Origin of the sequence: Bradyrhizobium sp. AUGA SZCCT0105 (assembly GCF_018129565.1) — a bacterium.
GTDB lineage: Bacteria > Pseudomonadota > Alphaproteobacteria > Rhizobiales > Xanthobacteraceae > Bradyrhizobium.
Genome location: NZ_JAFCMK010000002.1, coordinates 682,010 through 696,440 on the forward strand (window position 1 = coordinate 682,010; position 14,431 = coordinate 696,440).

General features: G+C 64.7%; 13 protein-coding genes. 2 read left to right on the forward strand and 11 right to left on the reverse strand.

The genetic code is table 11. The features are described 5' to 3' along the window. Positions 1–13: 13 nt before the first annotated feature. From ahcY to JQ573_RS12335, 3 genes are all read right to left on the reverse strand, one after another. Positions 14–1,441: an adenosylhomocysteinase gene (gene ahcY / locus JQ573_RS12325; protein ID WP_092115494.1), complete on the reverse strand. Its 1,428-nt coding sequence runs from the start codon at positions 1,439–1,441 to the stop codon at positions 14–16. A 127-nt stretch (positions 1,442–1,568) separates the two neighbouring features. After that, positions 1,569–2,765 carry a methionine adenosyltransferase gene (gene metK, locus JQ573_RS12330; protein WP_212310138.1) on the reverse strand — a complete coding sequence of 399 codons (1,197 nt, stop codon included), beginning with the start codon at positions 2,763–2,765 and terminating at the stop codon, positions 1,569–1,571. Between the two features lie 60 nt (positions 2,766–2,825). Next, positions 2,826–4,181: a hypothetical protein gene (locus tag JQ573_RS12335; protein ID WP_092115496.1), complete on the reverse strand. Its 1,356-nt coding sequence runs from the start codon at positions 4,179–4,181 to the stop codon at positions 2,826–2,828. Between the two features lie 185 nt (positions 4,182–4,366). Here JQ573_RS12335 and JQ573_RS12340 point away from each other — a divergent pair, with 185 nt between their 5' ends. Further along, positions 4,367–6,097 carry a caspase family protein gene (locus tag JQ573_RS12340; RefSeq protein WP_212310139.1) on the forward strand — a complete coding sequence of 577 codons (1,731 nt, stop codon included), beginning with the start codon at positions 4,367–4,369 and terminating at the stop codon, positions 6,095–6,097. Between the two features lie 118 nt (positions 6,098–6,215). On the opposite strand, the gene JQ573_RS12345 is transcribed toward JQ573_RS12340, so the two are convergent. The 6 genes from JQ573_RS12345 to JQ573_RS12370 all read right to left on the reverse strand — a co-directional run bounded on the left by JQ573_RS12345 (position 6,216) and on the right by JQ573_RS12370 (position 12,005). Next, complete coding sequence (locus JQ573_RS12345) at positions 6,216–7,334, reverse strand: cobalamin-independent methionine synthase II family protein (protein ID WP_212310140.1); 1,119 nt, start codon at positions 7,332–7,334, stop codon at positions 6,216–6,218. Between the two features lie 19 nt (positions 7,335–7,353). Beyond that, complete coding sequence (locus tag JQ573_RS12350; protein ID WP_212310141.1) at positions 7,354–8,070, reverse strand: ABC transporter ATP-binding protein; 717 nt, start codon at positions 8,068–8,070, stop codon at positions 7,354–7,356. Then, positions 8,063–8,815: an ABC transporter ATP-binding protein gene (locus JQ573_RS12355; RefSeq protein ID WP_212310142.1), complete on the reverse strand. Its 753-nt coding sequence runs from the start codon at positions 8,813–8,815 to the stop codon at positions 8,063–8,065. Before JQ573_RS12355 ends, JQ573_RS12350 begins: the two co-directional genes overlap by 8 nt. Then, the gene (locus JQ573_RS12360; RefSeq protein WP_212310143.1) at positions 8,812–9,843 is read right to left on the reverse strand and encodes a branched-chain amino acid ABC transporter permease; all 1,032 of its coding nucleotides are present in this window, start codon (positions 9,841–9,843) and stop codon (positions 8,812–8,814) included. Before JQ573_RS12360 ends, JQ573_RS12355 begins: the two co-directional genes overlap by 4 nt. Before the next feature lie 7 nt (positions 9,844–9,850). After that, complete coding sequence (locus JQ573_RS12365) at positions 9,851–10,720, reverse strand: branched-chain amino acid ABC transporter permease (protein ID WP_212310144.1); 870 nt, start codon at positions 10,718–10,720, stop codon at positions 9,851–9,853. Positions 10,721–10,823: 103 nt separating this feature from the next. Beyond that, complete coding sequence (locus JQ573_RS12370; RefSeq protein ID WP_212310145.1) at positions 10,824–12,005, reverse strand: ABC transporter substrate-binding protein; 1,182 nt, start codon at positions 12,003–12,005, stop codon at positions 10,824–10,826. 454 nt (positions 12,006–12,459) lie between these two features. On the opposite strand from JQ573_RS12370, the gene JQ573_RS12375 reads away from it, so the two are divergent. Then, a complete protein-coding gene (locus JQ573_RS12375; protein ID WP_371821781.1) occupies positions 12,460–12,660 on the forward strand; it encodes a hypothetical protein in 201 nt (66 codons plus the stop codon). Here the strand turns inward: JQ573_RS12375 and JQ573_RS12380 are convergent. Further along, the gene (locus JQ573_RS12380) at positions 12,650–13,450 is read right to left on the reverse strand and encodes a phosphodiesterase (protein WP_212310147.1); all 801 of its coding nucleotides are present in this window, start codon (positions 13,448–13,450) and stop codon (positions 12,650–12,652) included. The genes JQ573_RS12375 and JQ573_RS12380 overlap by 11 nt on opposite strands. Positions 13,451–13,511: 61 nt before the next feature. Continuing rightward, entirely contained in the window at positions 13,512–14,375 is an 864-nt protein-coding gene (purU, locus tag JQ573_RS12385) for a formyltetrahydrofolate deformylase (RefSeq protein WP_212310148.1), read from the reverse strand. Positions 14,376–14,431: the final 56 nt, after the last annotated feature.

Below are 14,431 nucleotides of genomic sequence, written 5' to 3' on the forward strand. Positions count from 1 at the left end.
CTGCGAGCGCAGATCAGTAGCGGTAGTGGTCCGACTTGTACGGACCTTCCTGCTTGACGCCGATGTAGTCGGCCTGGTCCTTGCGCAGCTCGGTCAGCTTGACGCCGATCTTGGCGAGATGCAGGCGGGCGACCTTCTCGTCGAGCGTCTTCGGCAGCACGTAGACCTTCTTGGCGTACTTGCCGTCCTTGTTGTTGGCGAACAGCTCGATCTGCGCCAGCGTCTGGTTGGTGAACGAGGCCGACATCACGAAGGACGGATGGCCCATCGCATTGCCGAGGTTCACGAGGCGGCCTTCCGACAGCATGATGATGCGGTGCTTGTCGGGGAATTCGATCTCGTCGACCTGCGGCTTGATGTTGGTCCACTTCAGATTGCGCAGCGAAGCGATCTGGATCTCGTTGTCGAAGTGACCGATGTTGCAGACGATGGCGCGATCCTTCATCGCGCGCATGTGCTCGATGGTGATGATGTCCTTGTTGCCGGTGGCGGTGACGAAGATGTCGGCGCGCGGCGCCGCGTCTTCCATGGTCACGACCTCATAGCCTTCCATCGCCGCCTGCAGCGCGCAGATCGGATCGACTTCGGAGACCATGACGCGGCAGCCGGCCTGGCGCAGCGAGGCGGCCGAGCCCTTGCCGACATCGCCGAAGCCCGCGACCATCGCGACCTTGCCCGACAGCATCACGTCGGTGCCGCGGCGGATGCCGTCGACCAGCGACTCGCGGCAGCCATAGAGGTTGTCGAACTTCGACTTGGTGACGCTGTCGTTGACGTTGATCGCCGGGAACAGCAGCGTGCCCTTGTTGGCCATCTCGTACAGGCGATGCACGCCCGTGGTGGTCTCTTCCGAGACGCCCTGGATGTTCTTGGCGATCTCGGCGAAGTAGCCCTTCGGCTTCTCCTTGAGGAGACGCTTGACCAGCGCGTAGAAGATCTCTTCTTCCTCGGAGGTCGGCTTGTCGAGGAAGGCGGTGTCGCCCTGCTCGGCACGGTAGCCGGCATGCACCAGCATGGTGGCGTCGCCGCCGTCATCGAGGATCATGTTCGGCGTGCCGCCGCCATGCCAGTCGAACAGTTTTGCGGTGTAGTCCCAATACTCGGTCAGGGTCTCGCCCTTCACGGCGAACACCGGAATGCCGGCCGCGGCGATCGCGGCAGCGGCGTGATCCTGCGTCGAATAGATGTTGCAGGAGACCCAGCGGATGTCGGCGCCGAGCGCAGCCAGCGTCTCGATCAGCACGGCGGTCTGGATCGTCATGTGCAGCGAGCCCGCGATGCGCGCGCCCTTCAGCGGCTGCTTGGGGCCGAACTCTTCGCGGGTGGCCATCAGGCCGGGCATCTCGGTCTCGGCCAGCGAGATTTCCTTGCGGCCGAAATCGGCGAGCGCAATGTCCTTGACGATGTAGTCGGTGAAGCCGGGCTTCGTGGGGGCGTTCATTTGAGCGTCCTGTTGTTGAACTGGTCAATCCGGGGCGCCGCGCAGCGGCGAACCCGGAATCTCGATGGGATGAAGGAAGGTCTCCGGTTCGCCTCGCAGTCGCGAGCGTCCCGGAATGTCGCAAGCGTCAGAGCGCGCGCTTCAGCGGCTCGACGAGATCGGTCTTCTCCCAGGAGAAGCCGCCCTCATTGTCGGGTGTGCGGCCGAAATGGCCGTAGGCCGAGGTGCGCGCGTAGATCGGGCGGTTGAGGTCGAGATGGGTGCGGATGCCGCGCGGCGTCAGATCCATCGCCTTGGCTGCCGCCTTCTCGAGCTCGTCCTCCGACACCTTGCCGGTGCCGTGGGTGTCGATGTAGATCGACAGCGGACGCGCCACGCCGATCGCGTAGGCGAGCTGCAACGTGCAGCGGTCGGCGAGACCGGCCGCGACGATGTTCTTGGCGACGTAGCGCGCGGCATAGGCGGCCGAACGGTCGACCTTGGTCGGATCCTTGCCGGAGAACGCACCGCCGCCATGCGGAGCCGCGCCGCCATAGGTGTCGACGATGATCTTGCGGCCGGTCAGGCCGGAGTCGCCGTCGGGGCCGCCGATGAAGAACTTGCCGGTCGGATTGATGTGCCAGATCGTCTTGCCGTTGATCCACTCCTTCGGCAGCGCCTCGCGCACATAGGGCTCGACGATGTCGCGGATCTGGCTGGACGTGAGGTCCTCGACCAGATGCTGGTGCGACACCACGATCTCGCGGACGCCGACCGGCTTGCCGTTCTCGTACTGGACGGTGACCTGGCTCTTGGAGTCCGGACCGAGCACCTTCTCCTTGCCGGAGTGGCGCGCTTCGGAGATCAGCCGCAGGATCTTGTGGGCGTAGAAGATCGGCGCCGGCATCAGGTCCGGCGTCTCGTTGGTGGCGTAACCGAACATGATGCCCTGGTCGCCGGCACCCTCTTCCTTGACCTCGCCCGGCTGCAGCGCGTCGACGCCCTGCGCGATGTCGGCCGACTGCGGATGCAGCAGGATCTCGATGTCGCAGGTGTTCCAGTGGAAGCCGTCCTGCTCGTAGCCGATGTCCTTGATCGCAGAGCGAACCACGCCCTCGATCTGCTCGTTGGTGACCGAAGCCGGCCCGCGGGTTTCGCCGGCGATCACCACCTTGTTGGTGGTCGCGAGCGTTTCGCACGCCGCGCGGATCTGCCACGGGTCGATGCCCGCCTTCGGCCCCTCGCGATAGAACAGATCGACGATCTCATCCGAGATGCGATCGCAGACCTTGTCCGGATGGCCTTCCGAGACCGACTCGCTGGTGAAGAGATAAGACGCGCGCATCAAGCAAACCCCTTGTTTCGTCGAAGTCCGACGTTGGTTGGTGAATATGTCCCCGGAATGTCAGTCTCGTCGCCGCGAGATGACGTAGGATTCGTCGTAAAACCACAGCCCGTTGTGTTTACGGAGAACCTCGCGTGTGGCCTCGAGAGCTCGTCCGTTTTCGGTCGTTTCAGTCAACCGCTCATCTTCGATCTGCGCGACATACACTGCTGCGTTCCAGGCGGCGAAGGCGGTCGAGGTTCCGATCGAGCCGGTCACCTCATTAGGCAGCGCTTCCATATCATATCGGAAGATCGAACGGTTATCGGCGTAGGCGTTGAAATTCAGCTCGCGGCCGGCCGAGCCCAACTCGTATTTCACCGCGCGCAGTATCTCATGACGGCTGACGGCGAAAGGATTTTCTCCGGGCCAGACGGCTTGAATGATTTCAAGTCCGGGATCGCTTCCGTGGGAGTGGATTCCTATCAGCCGCCCGCCGCCGCGCAGCGCGCGGGCCAGCGGCGCGATGATCCGCTTGGCGCGGAAATTCACCGAGGATTTGGCGCGATAGGGCTGCGAGGCGATCACGAGGTCGAAATTGGCCTCGGTCCGGCCGGCGCGGGGAATGATGGAATCGAGCAGGAACCGGTGATCGTCCCGGTACAGCACCAGCGCCACCGGCCGCTCGTAGATCGGCATCGCATTGCCGGGGCTGAGGTTGGCCCGCCAGTTCTGCTCCAGGAATGGACCGAGTTCCGCGATCTGGGTCTCGAATTCGCCGGAGGAAGCGCCCCGCAAGGCCACCTCGTGCCAGATCATGCTGGCCGCCGCCGCCGAGTTCTTGGGCGTCAGCCAGGGCGCCTCGGCGTAATACATGTTGGTGAAAACGAAGACGCTGGCCGGGTGCTCGAACAGGCGGTCCGGGACCTTGTCCAGAGTGAGGCGGACGTCCTCCAGGCTCAGTTCCTTGCCGGCGACGTAGAACGGCATATGTGGGAAGCGGCCATGCATGGCACGCAGGACCCGCGCCAGCACGGTACCGTCGCCCATCCCGGCATCGAACACCCGCAAAGCCGGCGGCCGCGGGTGGATTGCGGCCAGTTCGAGCGCGACCCGGTCGGCGATCACCCGCTTCTCGCTGCAGGTGTGCACGAACAGCAGATAACGCTGGCGGTTCTCGAAGAAGCGGAAATTGCCCCTCGGATCGCGCTTTTCCGGCGGAACCACGAGGCCGCGCGGCGGCGCCACGCCGCCCGGCGTCGAGGTCGCAATGAACGCATTGATGCGGTCGAGCGTATCGATGGTGATGCGCTTGCCCTCGCGCAGCCGGTGCACCAGCTTGCCGTCGTTGACGGCACGGCGGCCGAACGTCGTCTCCGCCATGTCGGAGTGACGGCAGAAATCCGTGATCTGACTGAGGATTTCGTCGTTCTTCATGGTGCCTGGGGTGGGCAGCGGCCAGTGGGACAAAAGTGGGCAGAGTTAGCGAGCGGCGAGGTCTTACCACCATTTTCCCACCAGTTGAACCCCCCTCCACGGCCGATCACCAAACAGTCATGGATAGCCTCTTGGACCGCCTCGCCGCCGCCGACCACCGTGACGGCCCTACCCCTGGATGATCGATGCGCCGCCTGCTCCTGATCCCCTGCCTGCTCGCGGCCATCCTGTGGTCGGCGCCCTGCTTCGCCCAGGCGCGCTCCCAGCTCGGCCCACTCTGCACGACCGACACCACGCCGGCCGACCAGATGATCGACGCCTGCACCAAGATCATCGCGTTGAAGGTGTTTTCCGGCGAGAAGCTCGCGACCATCTACTTCTGGCGCGCGGTGGGCTGGAACAAGAAAGGCAACTACGCCCAGGTGATCGCTGACGCCACCGAGGCGCTGCGCCTGAAGCCAAGCACTGCGGTCTACAATTTGCGTGGCTCGGCCTATTACGACAAGGGCGAGTACGACATCGCGATCGCCGACTTCAACGACGCGCTGCGCATAGGGCCGCCGAGCGGCATCATCTTTCACAACCGCGGCAATGCCTATCGCGGCAAGGGCGATTACGCCAAGGCGATCGCCGACTACGACGCCGCGATCAAGGCCGGTCCGAAGTCGGCGTTCTCCTATCAGAACCGCGGCGCCTCGAAGCAGGCGCTCGGCGATCTCGACGGCGCGCTCGCCGACATCAACGAGGCCGTCAGGATCGACCCGTCGCTGCCGCAGCCGCTGATCAGCCGCGCCGTGATCTGGCGCGCCAAGGGCGACATCGCGCGCGCGATTGCGGATACCTCGGAAGCGATCCGGCTCGCGAAGGCGAAGGCGCCCGCCAACATCATGACGCCGCCCGGCAGCGTCTTGATCTCGGCCTACACCCAGCGCGGCCTCGCCTATGAGGCCAAGGGCGATGCTGCGCACGCCAAAGAAGACTACGCCTCGGTGCTCGAGGGCCAGGCCTCCGATGCCGGCAGCAAGGCCAACCAGGCCACCGCCAAGGTGCGGCTCGCACTGCTCAAGGAAGCCGATGCAGCCCCGCGCAAGACCGCGGCGGCGCCTGCCGCCGAAAGCAGCCCTGCGCCCGCACCGCCGGCGCCCGCGGCAGCAGCTCCGGCCGCACCCGCGGCACGCGTGCAGGCCGCAGCAACCGGCCGGCGCGTCGCGCTGGTGATCGGCAACGGCGCCTATGCGCATGTGAAGGCGCTGCCCAATCCACCGAACGATGCCCGCGCCATCGCCAAGAGCCTGCGCGACATCGGCTTCACCGTCTCGGAAGGTCTCGATCTCGATCGCGACGCGATGCAAACGACGATCCATGACTTCCTGCGCGAGGCGGCGCGGTCGCAGATCGCCGTGGTCTACTACGCCGGTCACGGCGTGCAGGTCGACGGCCGCAACTACCTCGTGCCGGTCGATATCGAGTTCAAGGCCGGCGGCCGCATGACCGACGCGATGGTCGACATGGACACCATCATGGCCGGCCTCGACGATCAGATCCGCACCAACATTTTGATCCTCGATGCCTGCCGCAACAATCCGATGGCGCCACAGGTGGCATCAACAGGCCCGAGCCGCGGCATCGAAGCCGGCTCCGGCCTTGCCGCGCCCGCCTCGCTCGGATCAGGCTCGACGCTTGGCGCCGGCACGCTGATCGCGTTCGCGACCGCGCCGGGCCAGGTCGCGCTCGACGGCGAAGGCGCCAACAGCCCGTTCTCGGCGGCGCTGTCGCGCCATGTCGGTACGCCCGGCCTCGAGGTGCAGCAGATGCTGACGCGGGTCCGCGCCGAAGTCGTCGCCGCGACCAAGGGCAAGCAGGTGCCGTGGTCGAACTCCTCGCTGCTCGGCGAGGTCTATCTAGCGGAGCAGTGAAACAGAGCTCTCTCCCCGTCATTGCGAGCGAAGCGAAGCAATCCATACCTCCACAACTGGAAAGATGGATTGCTTCGTCGCTAGCGCTCCTCGCAATGACGCGAGGATACGACGGGAGTTACTTCCCCCACACCTCGTTCGCGACCTCGACCGCGAGCCGCAGCTTGGCCCACTGCTCTTCCTCGGAGAGGATGTTGCCCTCCTCGGTCGAGGCGAAGCCGCATTGCGGCGACAGAGCAAGCTGCTCGATCGGGGCGAACTTCGATGCCTCCTCCAGCCGCCGCTTGATGTCGTCCTTCTTCTCGAGCTCGCCGAACTTCGAGGTGATGACGCCGACCACAACGACCTTGTTGCCCTTGGGGAGGAAGCGCAGCGGCTCGAAGCCGCCGGCACGATCGGAATCATATTCGAGGAAGTAGCCGTCGTAATTGGTACCGGCCAGCATGGTCTCGGCGACCGGCTCGTAGCCACCGGAGGAAATCCAGGTCGAACGGAAATTGCCGCGGCAGACATGCGTCGTGATCACCATGTCGGACGGACGATCGGCGATCGCGTAGTTGATGACGCGGGCATAGATCTCCTGCAGGCCATCGGGATTGTCGCCGCGGTCGCGCGACTTCTGCAATTCCTCCTGCGAGCACAGATAGGCCCACACCGTGTCGTCGAATTGCAGGTAACGGCAACCGGCGTCGTAGAACGCCTTCACCGCCTTGCGATAGGTCTTGCCGAGGTCCTGGTAGAACTCCTCGAGATCGGGATAGACCTCCTTCGAGATCAGCTTGCGGCCGCCGCGGAAGTGCAGCACCGCCGGCGACGGGATCGTCATCTTCGGGGTGACATGCGCCTGGTCGGCGTACTTCTTCAGGAACCTGAAGTGATCGAGCATCGGGTGATGATCGGAGAAGTCGAGCTTGCCGATCACCCGGATGGCGTCGTGCCGGGTCTGCACGCCCGCGAACTGGATGCCCATGTCGGGGTGGAACAGCTCGCAGCCGGTCAGATGGCTGAGGAAATCGAAGTGCCACCAGGAGCGGCGGAACTCGCCGTCGGTCGCAAGCTTCAGGCCGACCGAGGCCTGCTTGTGCACGACCTTCTCGATCTCCATGTCCTCGATCTTGCACAGCTCGTCGGCCGAGATCTCGCCCTTCTCCAGCCTGGCGCGAGCTTCCTTGATCTTCGGCGGACGCAACAGGCTGCCGACCTCGTCGGCGCGGAACGGTGGCTTGGTTCGCTGCATGGTGAACTCCCTGAGGGCGTCAGTGTTTTTTGGTCCCAGCGACGCCGAGATGGCGCTCGAGGACGGAGGGATCGGCCTTCAGCGCGCTGCTTGCGGCATCGTGCACGATCGTTCCGCGTTCCAATATCACAACGCGGTCGGCGAGCCCGAGAATCTTTTGTGCATTCTGCTCGACGATGATCGAACAGATGCCACCCGAGCGCGTGATGGTTCCGATCGCCTTTAACAATTCCTCAACGATGATCGGCGCGAGGCCTTCGGTCGGCTCGTCGAGCAGCAGCACTTTCGGGTTCAAGGTCAGCGCGCGACCGATCGCCAGCATCTGCTGCTCGCCACCCGACAGCTGGTTGCCGAAATTGCCGCGCCGCTCCTTCAGCCGCGGAAACATCTCGTACACCCGCTCGACCGTCCACGGACCGGGCTGCGCCACCGCGGTCATGTTCTCCTCCACCGTCAGCGAGCGGAAGATGTTGCGCTCCTGCGGCACCCAGCCGATCCCGGCGCGGGCGCGCTGGTCGGGCCGCAGTGCCGTGATGTCCTCGCCCGCAAGCGCGACGCTGCCACTGAGGCGCCTGACGATGCCGACGATCGAATTGATCAGCGTGGTCTTGCCGGTGCCGTTGCGGCCGAGCAGCGCGAGCACCTGGCCCTCGGCGAGCGCCAGCGACATGTCGGGCAGCACCACCGCCTCGCCATATCCGGCGCGCAAGCCCTTGATGGAGAGCAGGTCAGGCATCGGCCGCCTCGCCGAGATAGACCGCCCTCACCTGCGGATCGCGCGCGACCTCGTCGGGCGCGCCCTCGGTGAGCAGGCCGCCATTGACCAGCACCGAGATGCGGTCGGCGAAGGAGAACACCAGATCCATGTCGTGCTCGATCAGCAGCACGGTGACGTCGCGCGGCAATGCCGCGACCGCCGCCAGGATATCATGGCGCTCGCTTTCGGGTACGCCGGCGGCGGGCTCATCGAGCAGCAGCACCCGCGGCCTGGCGGCGATTGCGACCGCGATCTCGAGCAGGCGCTGCTTGCCGTAGGGCAATGTCGAGGTGAGCTCGGTCATCACGTCGAGCAGATGGAAGCGCGACAGGATCTCGGCGATCTCGGCATTGACGTCGCTACGCGTTCCCATCCGCCGCCACCAGTCGCCGCCGCGGCCCATCCGTTCGGAGACCGCAAGCCCGATGGTTTCGAGCGGGGTCAAATCGGCATAGAGCTGGTTGATCTGGAAGGTGCGCGATAGCCCACGCAGCACCCGCTTGTGCACGGAGAGGCCGGTGATGTCGCTGCCTTCGAGCAGGATTTGTCCGCGGTTCGGCGTCAGCACGCCGGTGAGCTGATTGATGACGGTGGTCTTGCCGGCGCCGTTCGGTCCGATCAGCGCGTGGCGGGCGCCCTGCATCACCTTCAGCGAGAGGTCGCGGGTGACGCGAAGCCCGCCGAAGGATTTCTCGAGGCCGCGGGTTTCGAGCGCGATCGTCATGGCGCGTCGCCCTCGGGCATGGCAACGGCGGCCTTGCGGCCGGCGAATTGGCGGATGATCAGGTTCGGCACGAACAGCACCCAGCGATGGATACGCGCGCGGCCGACCATCACGATCACAACCAGCACGAGGCCGATCCAGAACAGCCAGTATTGCGGGGTGATGCTCTGAAACAGCTCCTGCAGCATCTTGAACACGACGGCGCCGATCAGGCCGCCATAGAGATAGCCGGTGCCGCCGATCACGAGCACCAGCATCAAATCGGCGGAGCGCTCGAAGGAAAACACGTCGAGCGAGGCCAGCGCCGTGGTCTGGGTGAACAGCGCGCCGGCGATCCCGGCATAGAAGGCAGCAAGCGTATAGATCGCGATCAGGCGGCGGTTGACGGGTATGCCGATTGCGGCCGCGCGCAGCGGATTGTTCCTGATCGCGCGCAGCGAAAGGCCGAACGGCGAATGCACCACGCGACGGGCAAACAGGAACAGGACGAACAGCACGATCAGCGAGTAGAACAATCCGGTCTTGCCGAACATGTCGAAGGCAAACAGTCCGAGGATCGGCTGCATCTCGATGCCCTGCAGGCCGTCGGTGCCGCCGGTGATGTCCGAGAAGCGTTCGGCGAGCGCTTCCAGCAGCAGCGCGATGCCGAGCGTTACCATCAGCCGGGTCAGGTCGACGCCGCGGATGACGAGGAAGCTGGTCAGGAAGCCGAGCACCGCCGCAACGAGGCCGGCGGCGACCAGCGCGATGACGGGCTCGTTGATGATGCCGTGCAGCGCCAGCAGCCCGGCCGAATAGGCGCCGACGCCGAAGAACGCTGCATGGCCGAGCGAGACGATGCCGGCATAGCCGAGGATCAGGTCGAGCGAGAGCGCGAACAGGCCGAGCCGCACAATGTCGGTCATGATCAGATAGCGCGACGGGAACAGGAACGCGCAGGCGAGCGCCAGCACCCAGAACGCGACCTCGCTGATCCGCCAGCGCGCGCTGGCCATCGCGTGGGTGGAGACGTCGGACAGCGCGGTCATACCCGCCTCACCGCGCCGCGGTGCGGCCGAACAGGCCGTTCGGGCGCCAGAGCAGGATCACGATCATCACGGTGTAGATCACGAAGGGGCCGACCTTGGGCACGTAATATTTGCCGGCGACGTCGGCGATGCCGAGCAGCAGCGATGCCAGGAACGGTCCGGTGATCGAGGAAGAGCCGCCGACGGTGACGACGATCAGGAAGTAGATCATGAATTTGAGCGGGAAGTACGGATCGAGCCCGAGGATCTCCGCGCTCAGCGCGCCGCCGAGCCCGGCGAGGCCGCAGCCGAAGGCAAAGGTGAAGGCGAACACCTGCGGCACGTTGATGCCGAGCCCGATCGCGGCGCGCGGATCGTCGACCGCGGCGCGCAGGCGGCTGCCGAACCGTGTCTTGGCGAGGATCAGCTGCAGCGCCAGCGTCAGCAGGCCGCAGATCACGACGATCATCAGCCGGTAACGCCCGATGCCGACGCCGAACAGGTCGATCTGGCCTTCCAGCGCCGCCGGCAATTTGATGAAGACCCGCGACGATCCCATGATGTAGTCGACCGCCGCGACCGACATGAACACCAAACCGATCGAGAACAGCACCTGATCGAGATGGCTGCGCCTATAGAGATGGCGGTACAGCGTGCGCTCCAGCGCGACGCCGATCACAGCGCTTCCGACAAAGGCGAGCGGCAGGCCTGCGAAGAACGGCCAGCCGGAATTGTTGACCAGCACGGCGCAGATATAGCCGCCGGCCATCGCAAAGGCGCCGTGCGCGAGGTTGACGAAGTTCATCAGCCCGAGCGTCACCGCAAGCCCGCAGGCCAGCACGAACAGCAGCATGCCGTAGGCGACGCCGTCGAACAAGTTGGTGAGGATAGAGGCCATGAAGTCAGCTTAACCGAGAGGACGCAAAGGACACCACGTCAACTGGATCGTCATGGCCGGCTGGTCCCGGCCATGACGTGGAGGAAGGCGGCGCTTTCGCGCGTCACTTCTTGGTCTTGCCGGAATCCTTGACGGCCTCGAAGGTCGCGAACTCGACGTTGTAGAGCTCGCCATCGACCTTCTCGACCTTGCGGATATAGATGTTCTGCACGATGTCGCGGGTTTCAGGATCGATCGAGATCGGACCGCGCGGGCTCTCCCACTTCATGCCCTTCATCGCCTCGATCAGTCTGTCGCCGTCGGTCGCGCCGCCCGTCTTCTTCAGCGCCTCGTAGATCAGATGGATGCCGTCATAGCCGCTGACCGCCATGAAGCCCGGGCGGTTGCCGTATGCCTTTTTGTAGGCGGCGACGAAATCCTTGTTCATCGCGGACGGATGCGCCGCCGAATAGAGATGCGCGGTCACCGCGCCGAGCGCGGCATCGCCCATGTTGTTGAGCAGGTCGTCGTCCATGACGTCGCCGGGACCGATCACCTTGATGCCGCTCTTGTCGAGCCCGCGCTCGGCATATTGCTTCATGAAGTTGCCGCCCTGCCCGGCCGGCACGAACACGAACATCGCGTCGGGCTTGGCATCCTTCATGCGCTGCAGGAACGGCGCGAAATCCGGATTGGCGAGCGGCACCTTGACCTCTTCCACGATCTCGCCGCCGCCGGCGGTGAAGTGCTGCTTGAAGAAGGTCAGCGCGTCATTGCCCGGCGCGTAGTCGGAGGTCAGCGTCGCGACCTTCTTGATGCCGTTCTTGACCGCCCAGTCGCCGATGATGGTGGAGGACTGCGCCAGCGTGAAGCTGGTGCGCACGATATAGGGCGAGCGCTCGGTGATGATCGAGGTGCCGGCAGCCATCACGACTTCCGGAATCTTGGCCTGCGTCGCCAGCGGCGCCGCGGCGAGCGCCGCGGGCGTCACGCCGAAGCCGGCAATGAAACTGACCTTGTCGTTGACGATCAGTTCCTGCGCGAGCCGCTTGGTGTTGTCGGGCACCGCGGCATCGTCCTTCAGGATGATCTCGATCTTCTTGCCGGCGACGGTGTCGCCCTTCTGCTGCATGTAGAGCTTGATCGCGTTATCGATCTGCTTGCCGGTCGAGGCCTGGCCGCCGGTCATCGGCAGGATCAGGCCGATCTTGACGGCGTCGTCCGCCCGCGCCGGCACGCTGGCGCACAAACCCGGAAGCACGGCCGAAGCGGCGCCCCACAGCAACATTTTGCGACGATTGAACATCGACATCCCTCCCCCTTCCAGTGTTCTGCGTCGAGCCGAGTCCCCGGCCCTTGCGTTACCCTAGCCCAACCAAGTCACGGCCGAGCCGTAACGCGACAAGGCGTTTCCCCGCGCCCTCTGTCAATCGGACGATGGGCGTGGGTCGCGCGCGCTGCGATTTGGCCCGCCGCGGAAACAAGTATCAGGATACCAGAATCATTCCCCGAAACTCAACGCCCCACAAGAACCGAACTCGCGCGCTCAGGCCTCCGTTGGCTCGATTGATTTGTACGATCGTACAAATCAATCTGCAATGTCAACAAACAAGCACAATTGCAGCCGAACGGTCGCGCCTGAGATCATCATCCATAAAGACCAGGGCTGTATGCTGCCGCCAATGCCGATCCTCACACGCCACATCCCTGTCCTGACTGCCCTCGCGCTCGCGGCCTGCGCGCTCGGGGGGTGCAGCACCGTGAACCAAAAGGTTTCGGCCGGCATGGCCGACACCATTCCGGCCTGGGCCGGCGGCCTGCCCGCAGACGCGCCGCCGCGGGCGGGCACCCCCGAATACGACAAGTTCATGCAGGAGCGGGAACGCAAGCGCCTGATGCCGGCGGCCGAGCGCGGCGACGACGCCAAGCCGGCGGCGCCGGCGCAGAACGCTACCCAATGACTGCCTGGCTGGGCGAATCCTCGCTGAGGATGTCGCCGCGATAGCCGAACTCCACCATATGCACGGTGACGTAGTCCGCGCCGATGAACGCGACGCCATAGGACTCCGGCAGATCGGCGACGGTCAAGACCTCCGCGAACACGGGATAGCTGGCATGGTTCGTTCCGCGCAGCGAGGTCGTGGGGACACCGGCAACCGAACCGCTCAGCACCATGTGGCAGTGACCGAAGAAGATGTGCCGGATCTTGCTCCGGTGCTTCGCGACGATCGACCGGAACGCAGCATCGTCGAGCAGGCCGATCCGGTCCACCGGGGCGATATGCGTCGGGATTGGATTGTGATGCATGAACAGGAAGAACGGACCGTCATGCTCCGATAGCTGCCGCTCCAGCCAGGCCTGCCGCCTCTCGCAGAAACTGCCGGCGGCCGTCTCCGGCTCGTAGGTATCGAGGAGCAGGCAACGGCCGAACGAAGCGTCGTGAACGCCCTGCGCGAAACCGTCCGCGTCGGCGCATTCGGGAAACGCGCCGAGAAACGTCTCGCGATGGTCGTGGTTGCCGATACAAAGCCGCACAGGCATCGGAAACCGGCTCAGGCGTTCGCGCAGCAATTGATAGTCGGCGAGGTCACCGAGATCGGAAAGATCACCCGAGATCACCATGAGCTCGGCATCGCGATGATCGGCAAGCACATGGTCGAGCGCACGCTCGAGGTTCAGCAGAGGATCACGGCCGAAGATCGTCCGCCCCGGCGCCGTCAGATGGATGTCGCTCATGTGGATGAGTTTCATGCAGCACCTCGATGCAGGGCGACACCATGGCCGTCAGCACGACAACCGGGTGAACGGCGGATCAGTCCACGAACACCACGGTCTTGCGCCCGTTGAGGATGACGCGGTCGGCGAGATGGTAGCGGATCGCCCGCGCCAGCACGCGACGCTCGATGTCGCGGCCCTTGCGCACGAGATCCTCGGGCGTGTCGCGATGGCTGATCCGCTCGACGTCCTGGTCGATGATCGGCCCCTCGTCGAGATCGCTGGTGACGTAATGCGCGGTGGCGCCGATCAGCTTGACGCCGCGCTCATGCGCCTGGTGGTAGGGCTTGGCGCCCTTGAAGCCCGGCAGGAAGGAATGATGGATGTTGATGCAGCGGCCGGACAGCCGCGCCGACATCTCGTCCGACAGGATCTGCATGTAGCGGGCCAGCACCACGAGATCGGTGTTGGTGTCCTGGGCGAGCTTCCACACCGCGTCTTCCTGCTGCCGCTTGGTCTCTTTGGTCACCGGCAGATGGTGGAACGGAATATCGCCGAAATCGAGCGAACCGTAGCTCTCGCGCGGATGGTTGGAGACGATGGCGGTCGGGATCATCTCGAGCTCGCCGGTGCGCCAGCGATAGAGGATGTCGACCAGGCAGTGATCGGACTTGGACACCAGCAGCATCACCCGGCGGCGGCTGGCGCGATCACGCATCTGCCATTCCATGCCGAAGCGTTCGGCAATCGCAGTAAAGCCGGTTTGCAGCGCAGCCAGCTCCACCGCAAGATCGGCCGCGGTGAACACCACGCGCATGAAGAACTTGCCGGTCTCAATGTCGTCGAATTGCTGGGCGTCCAGAATGTTCTGGCCGTTATGCGCCAGGAACGTCGAGACCGCAGAGACGATCCCCGGTCGATCCGGACAGGACAGGGTCAGAACGAATTGATGGTCGGGCATGCCAATTGACCAAAGCTTGAGCAGATGCGTGGAACGTTCATTTTCGGCCTCCGTCT

Excerpts from the sequence above, each read along its gene's own strand:
- ahcY (WP_092115494.1), bottom strand. The coding sequence starts at position 1,441 with ATGAACGCCCCCACGAAGCCCGGCTTCACCGACTACATCGTCAAGGAC.
- metK (WP_212310138.1), bottom strand. The coding sequence starts at position 2,765 with ATGCGCGCGTCTTATCTCTTCACCAGCGAGTCGGTCTCGGAAGGCCAT.
- JQ573_RS12335 (WP_092115496.1), bottom strand. The coding sequence starts at position 4,181 with ATGAAGAACGACGAAATCCTCAGTCAGATCACGGATTTCTGCCGTCAC.
- JQ573_RS12340 (WP_212310139.1), top strand. The coding sequence starts at position 4,367 with ATGCGCCGCCTGCTCCTGATCCCCTGCCTGCTCGCGGCCATCCTGTGG.
- JQ573_RS12345 (WP_212310140.1), bottom strand. The coding sequence starts at position 7,334 with ATGCAGCGAACCAAGCCACCGTTCCGCGCCGACGAGGTCGGCAGCCTG.
- JQ573_RS12350 (WP_212310141.1), bottom strand. The coding sequence starts at position 8,070 with ATGCCTGACCTGCTCTCCATCAAGGGCTTGCGCGCCGGATATGGCGAG.
- JQ573_RS12355 (WP_212310142.1), bottom strand. The coding sequence starts at position 8,815 with ATGACGATCGCGCTCGAAACCCGCGGCCTCGAGAAATCCTTCGGCGGG.
- JQ573_RS12360 (WP_212310143.1), bottom strand. The coding sequence starts at position 9,843 with ATGACCGCGCTGTCCGACGTCTCCACCCACGCGATGGCCAGCGCGCGC.
- JQ573_RS12365 (WP_212310144.1), bottom strand. The coding sequence starts at position 10,720 with ATGGCCTCTATCCTCACCAACTTGTTCGACGGCGTCGCCTACGGCATG.
- JQ573_RS12370 (WP_212310145.1), bottom strand. The coding sequence starts at position 12,005 with ATGTTCAATCGTCGCAAAATGTTGCTGTGGGGCGCCGCTTCGGCCGTG.
- JQ573_RS12380 (WP_212310147.1), bottom strand. The coding sequence starts at position 13,450 with ATGAAACTCATCCACATGAGCGACATCCATCTGACGGCGCCGGGGCGG.
- purU (WP_212310148.1), bottom strand. The coding sequence starts at position 14,375 with ATGCCCGACCATCAATTCGTTCTGACCCTGTCCTGTCCGGATCGACCG.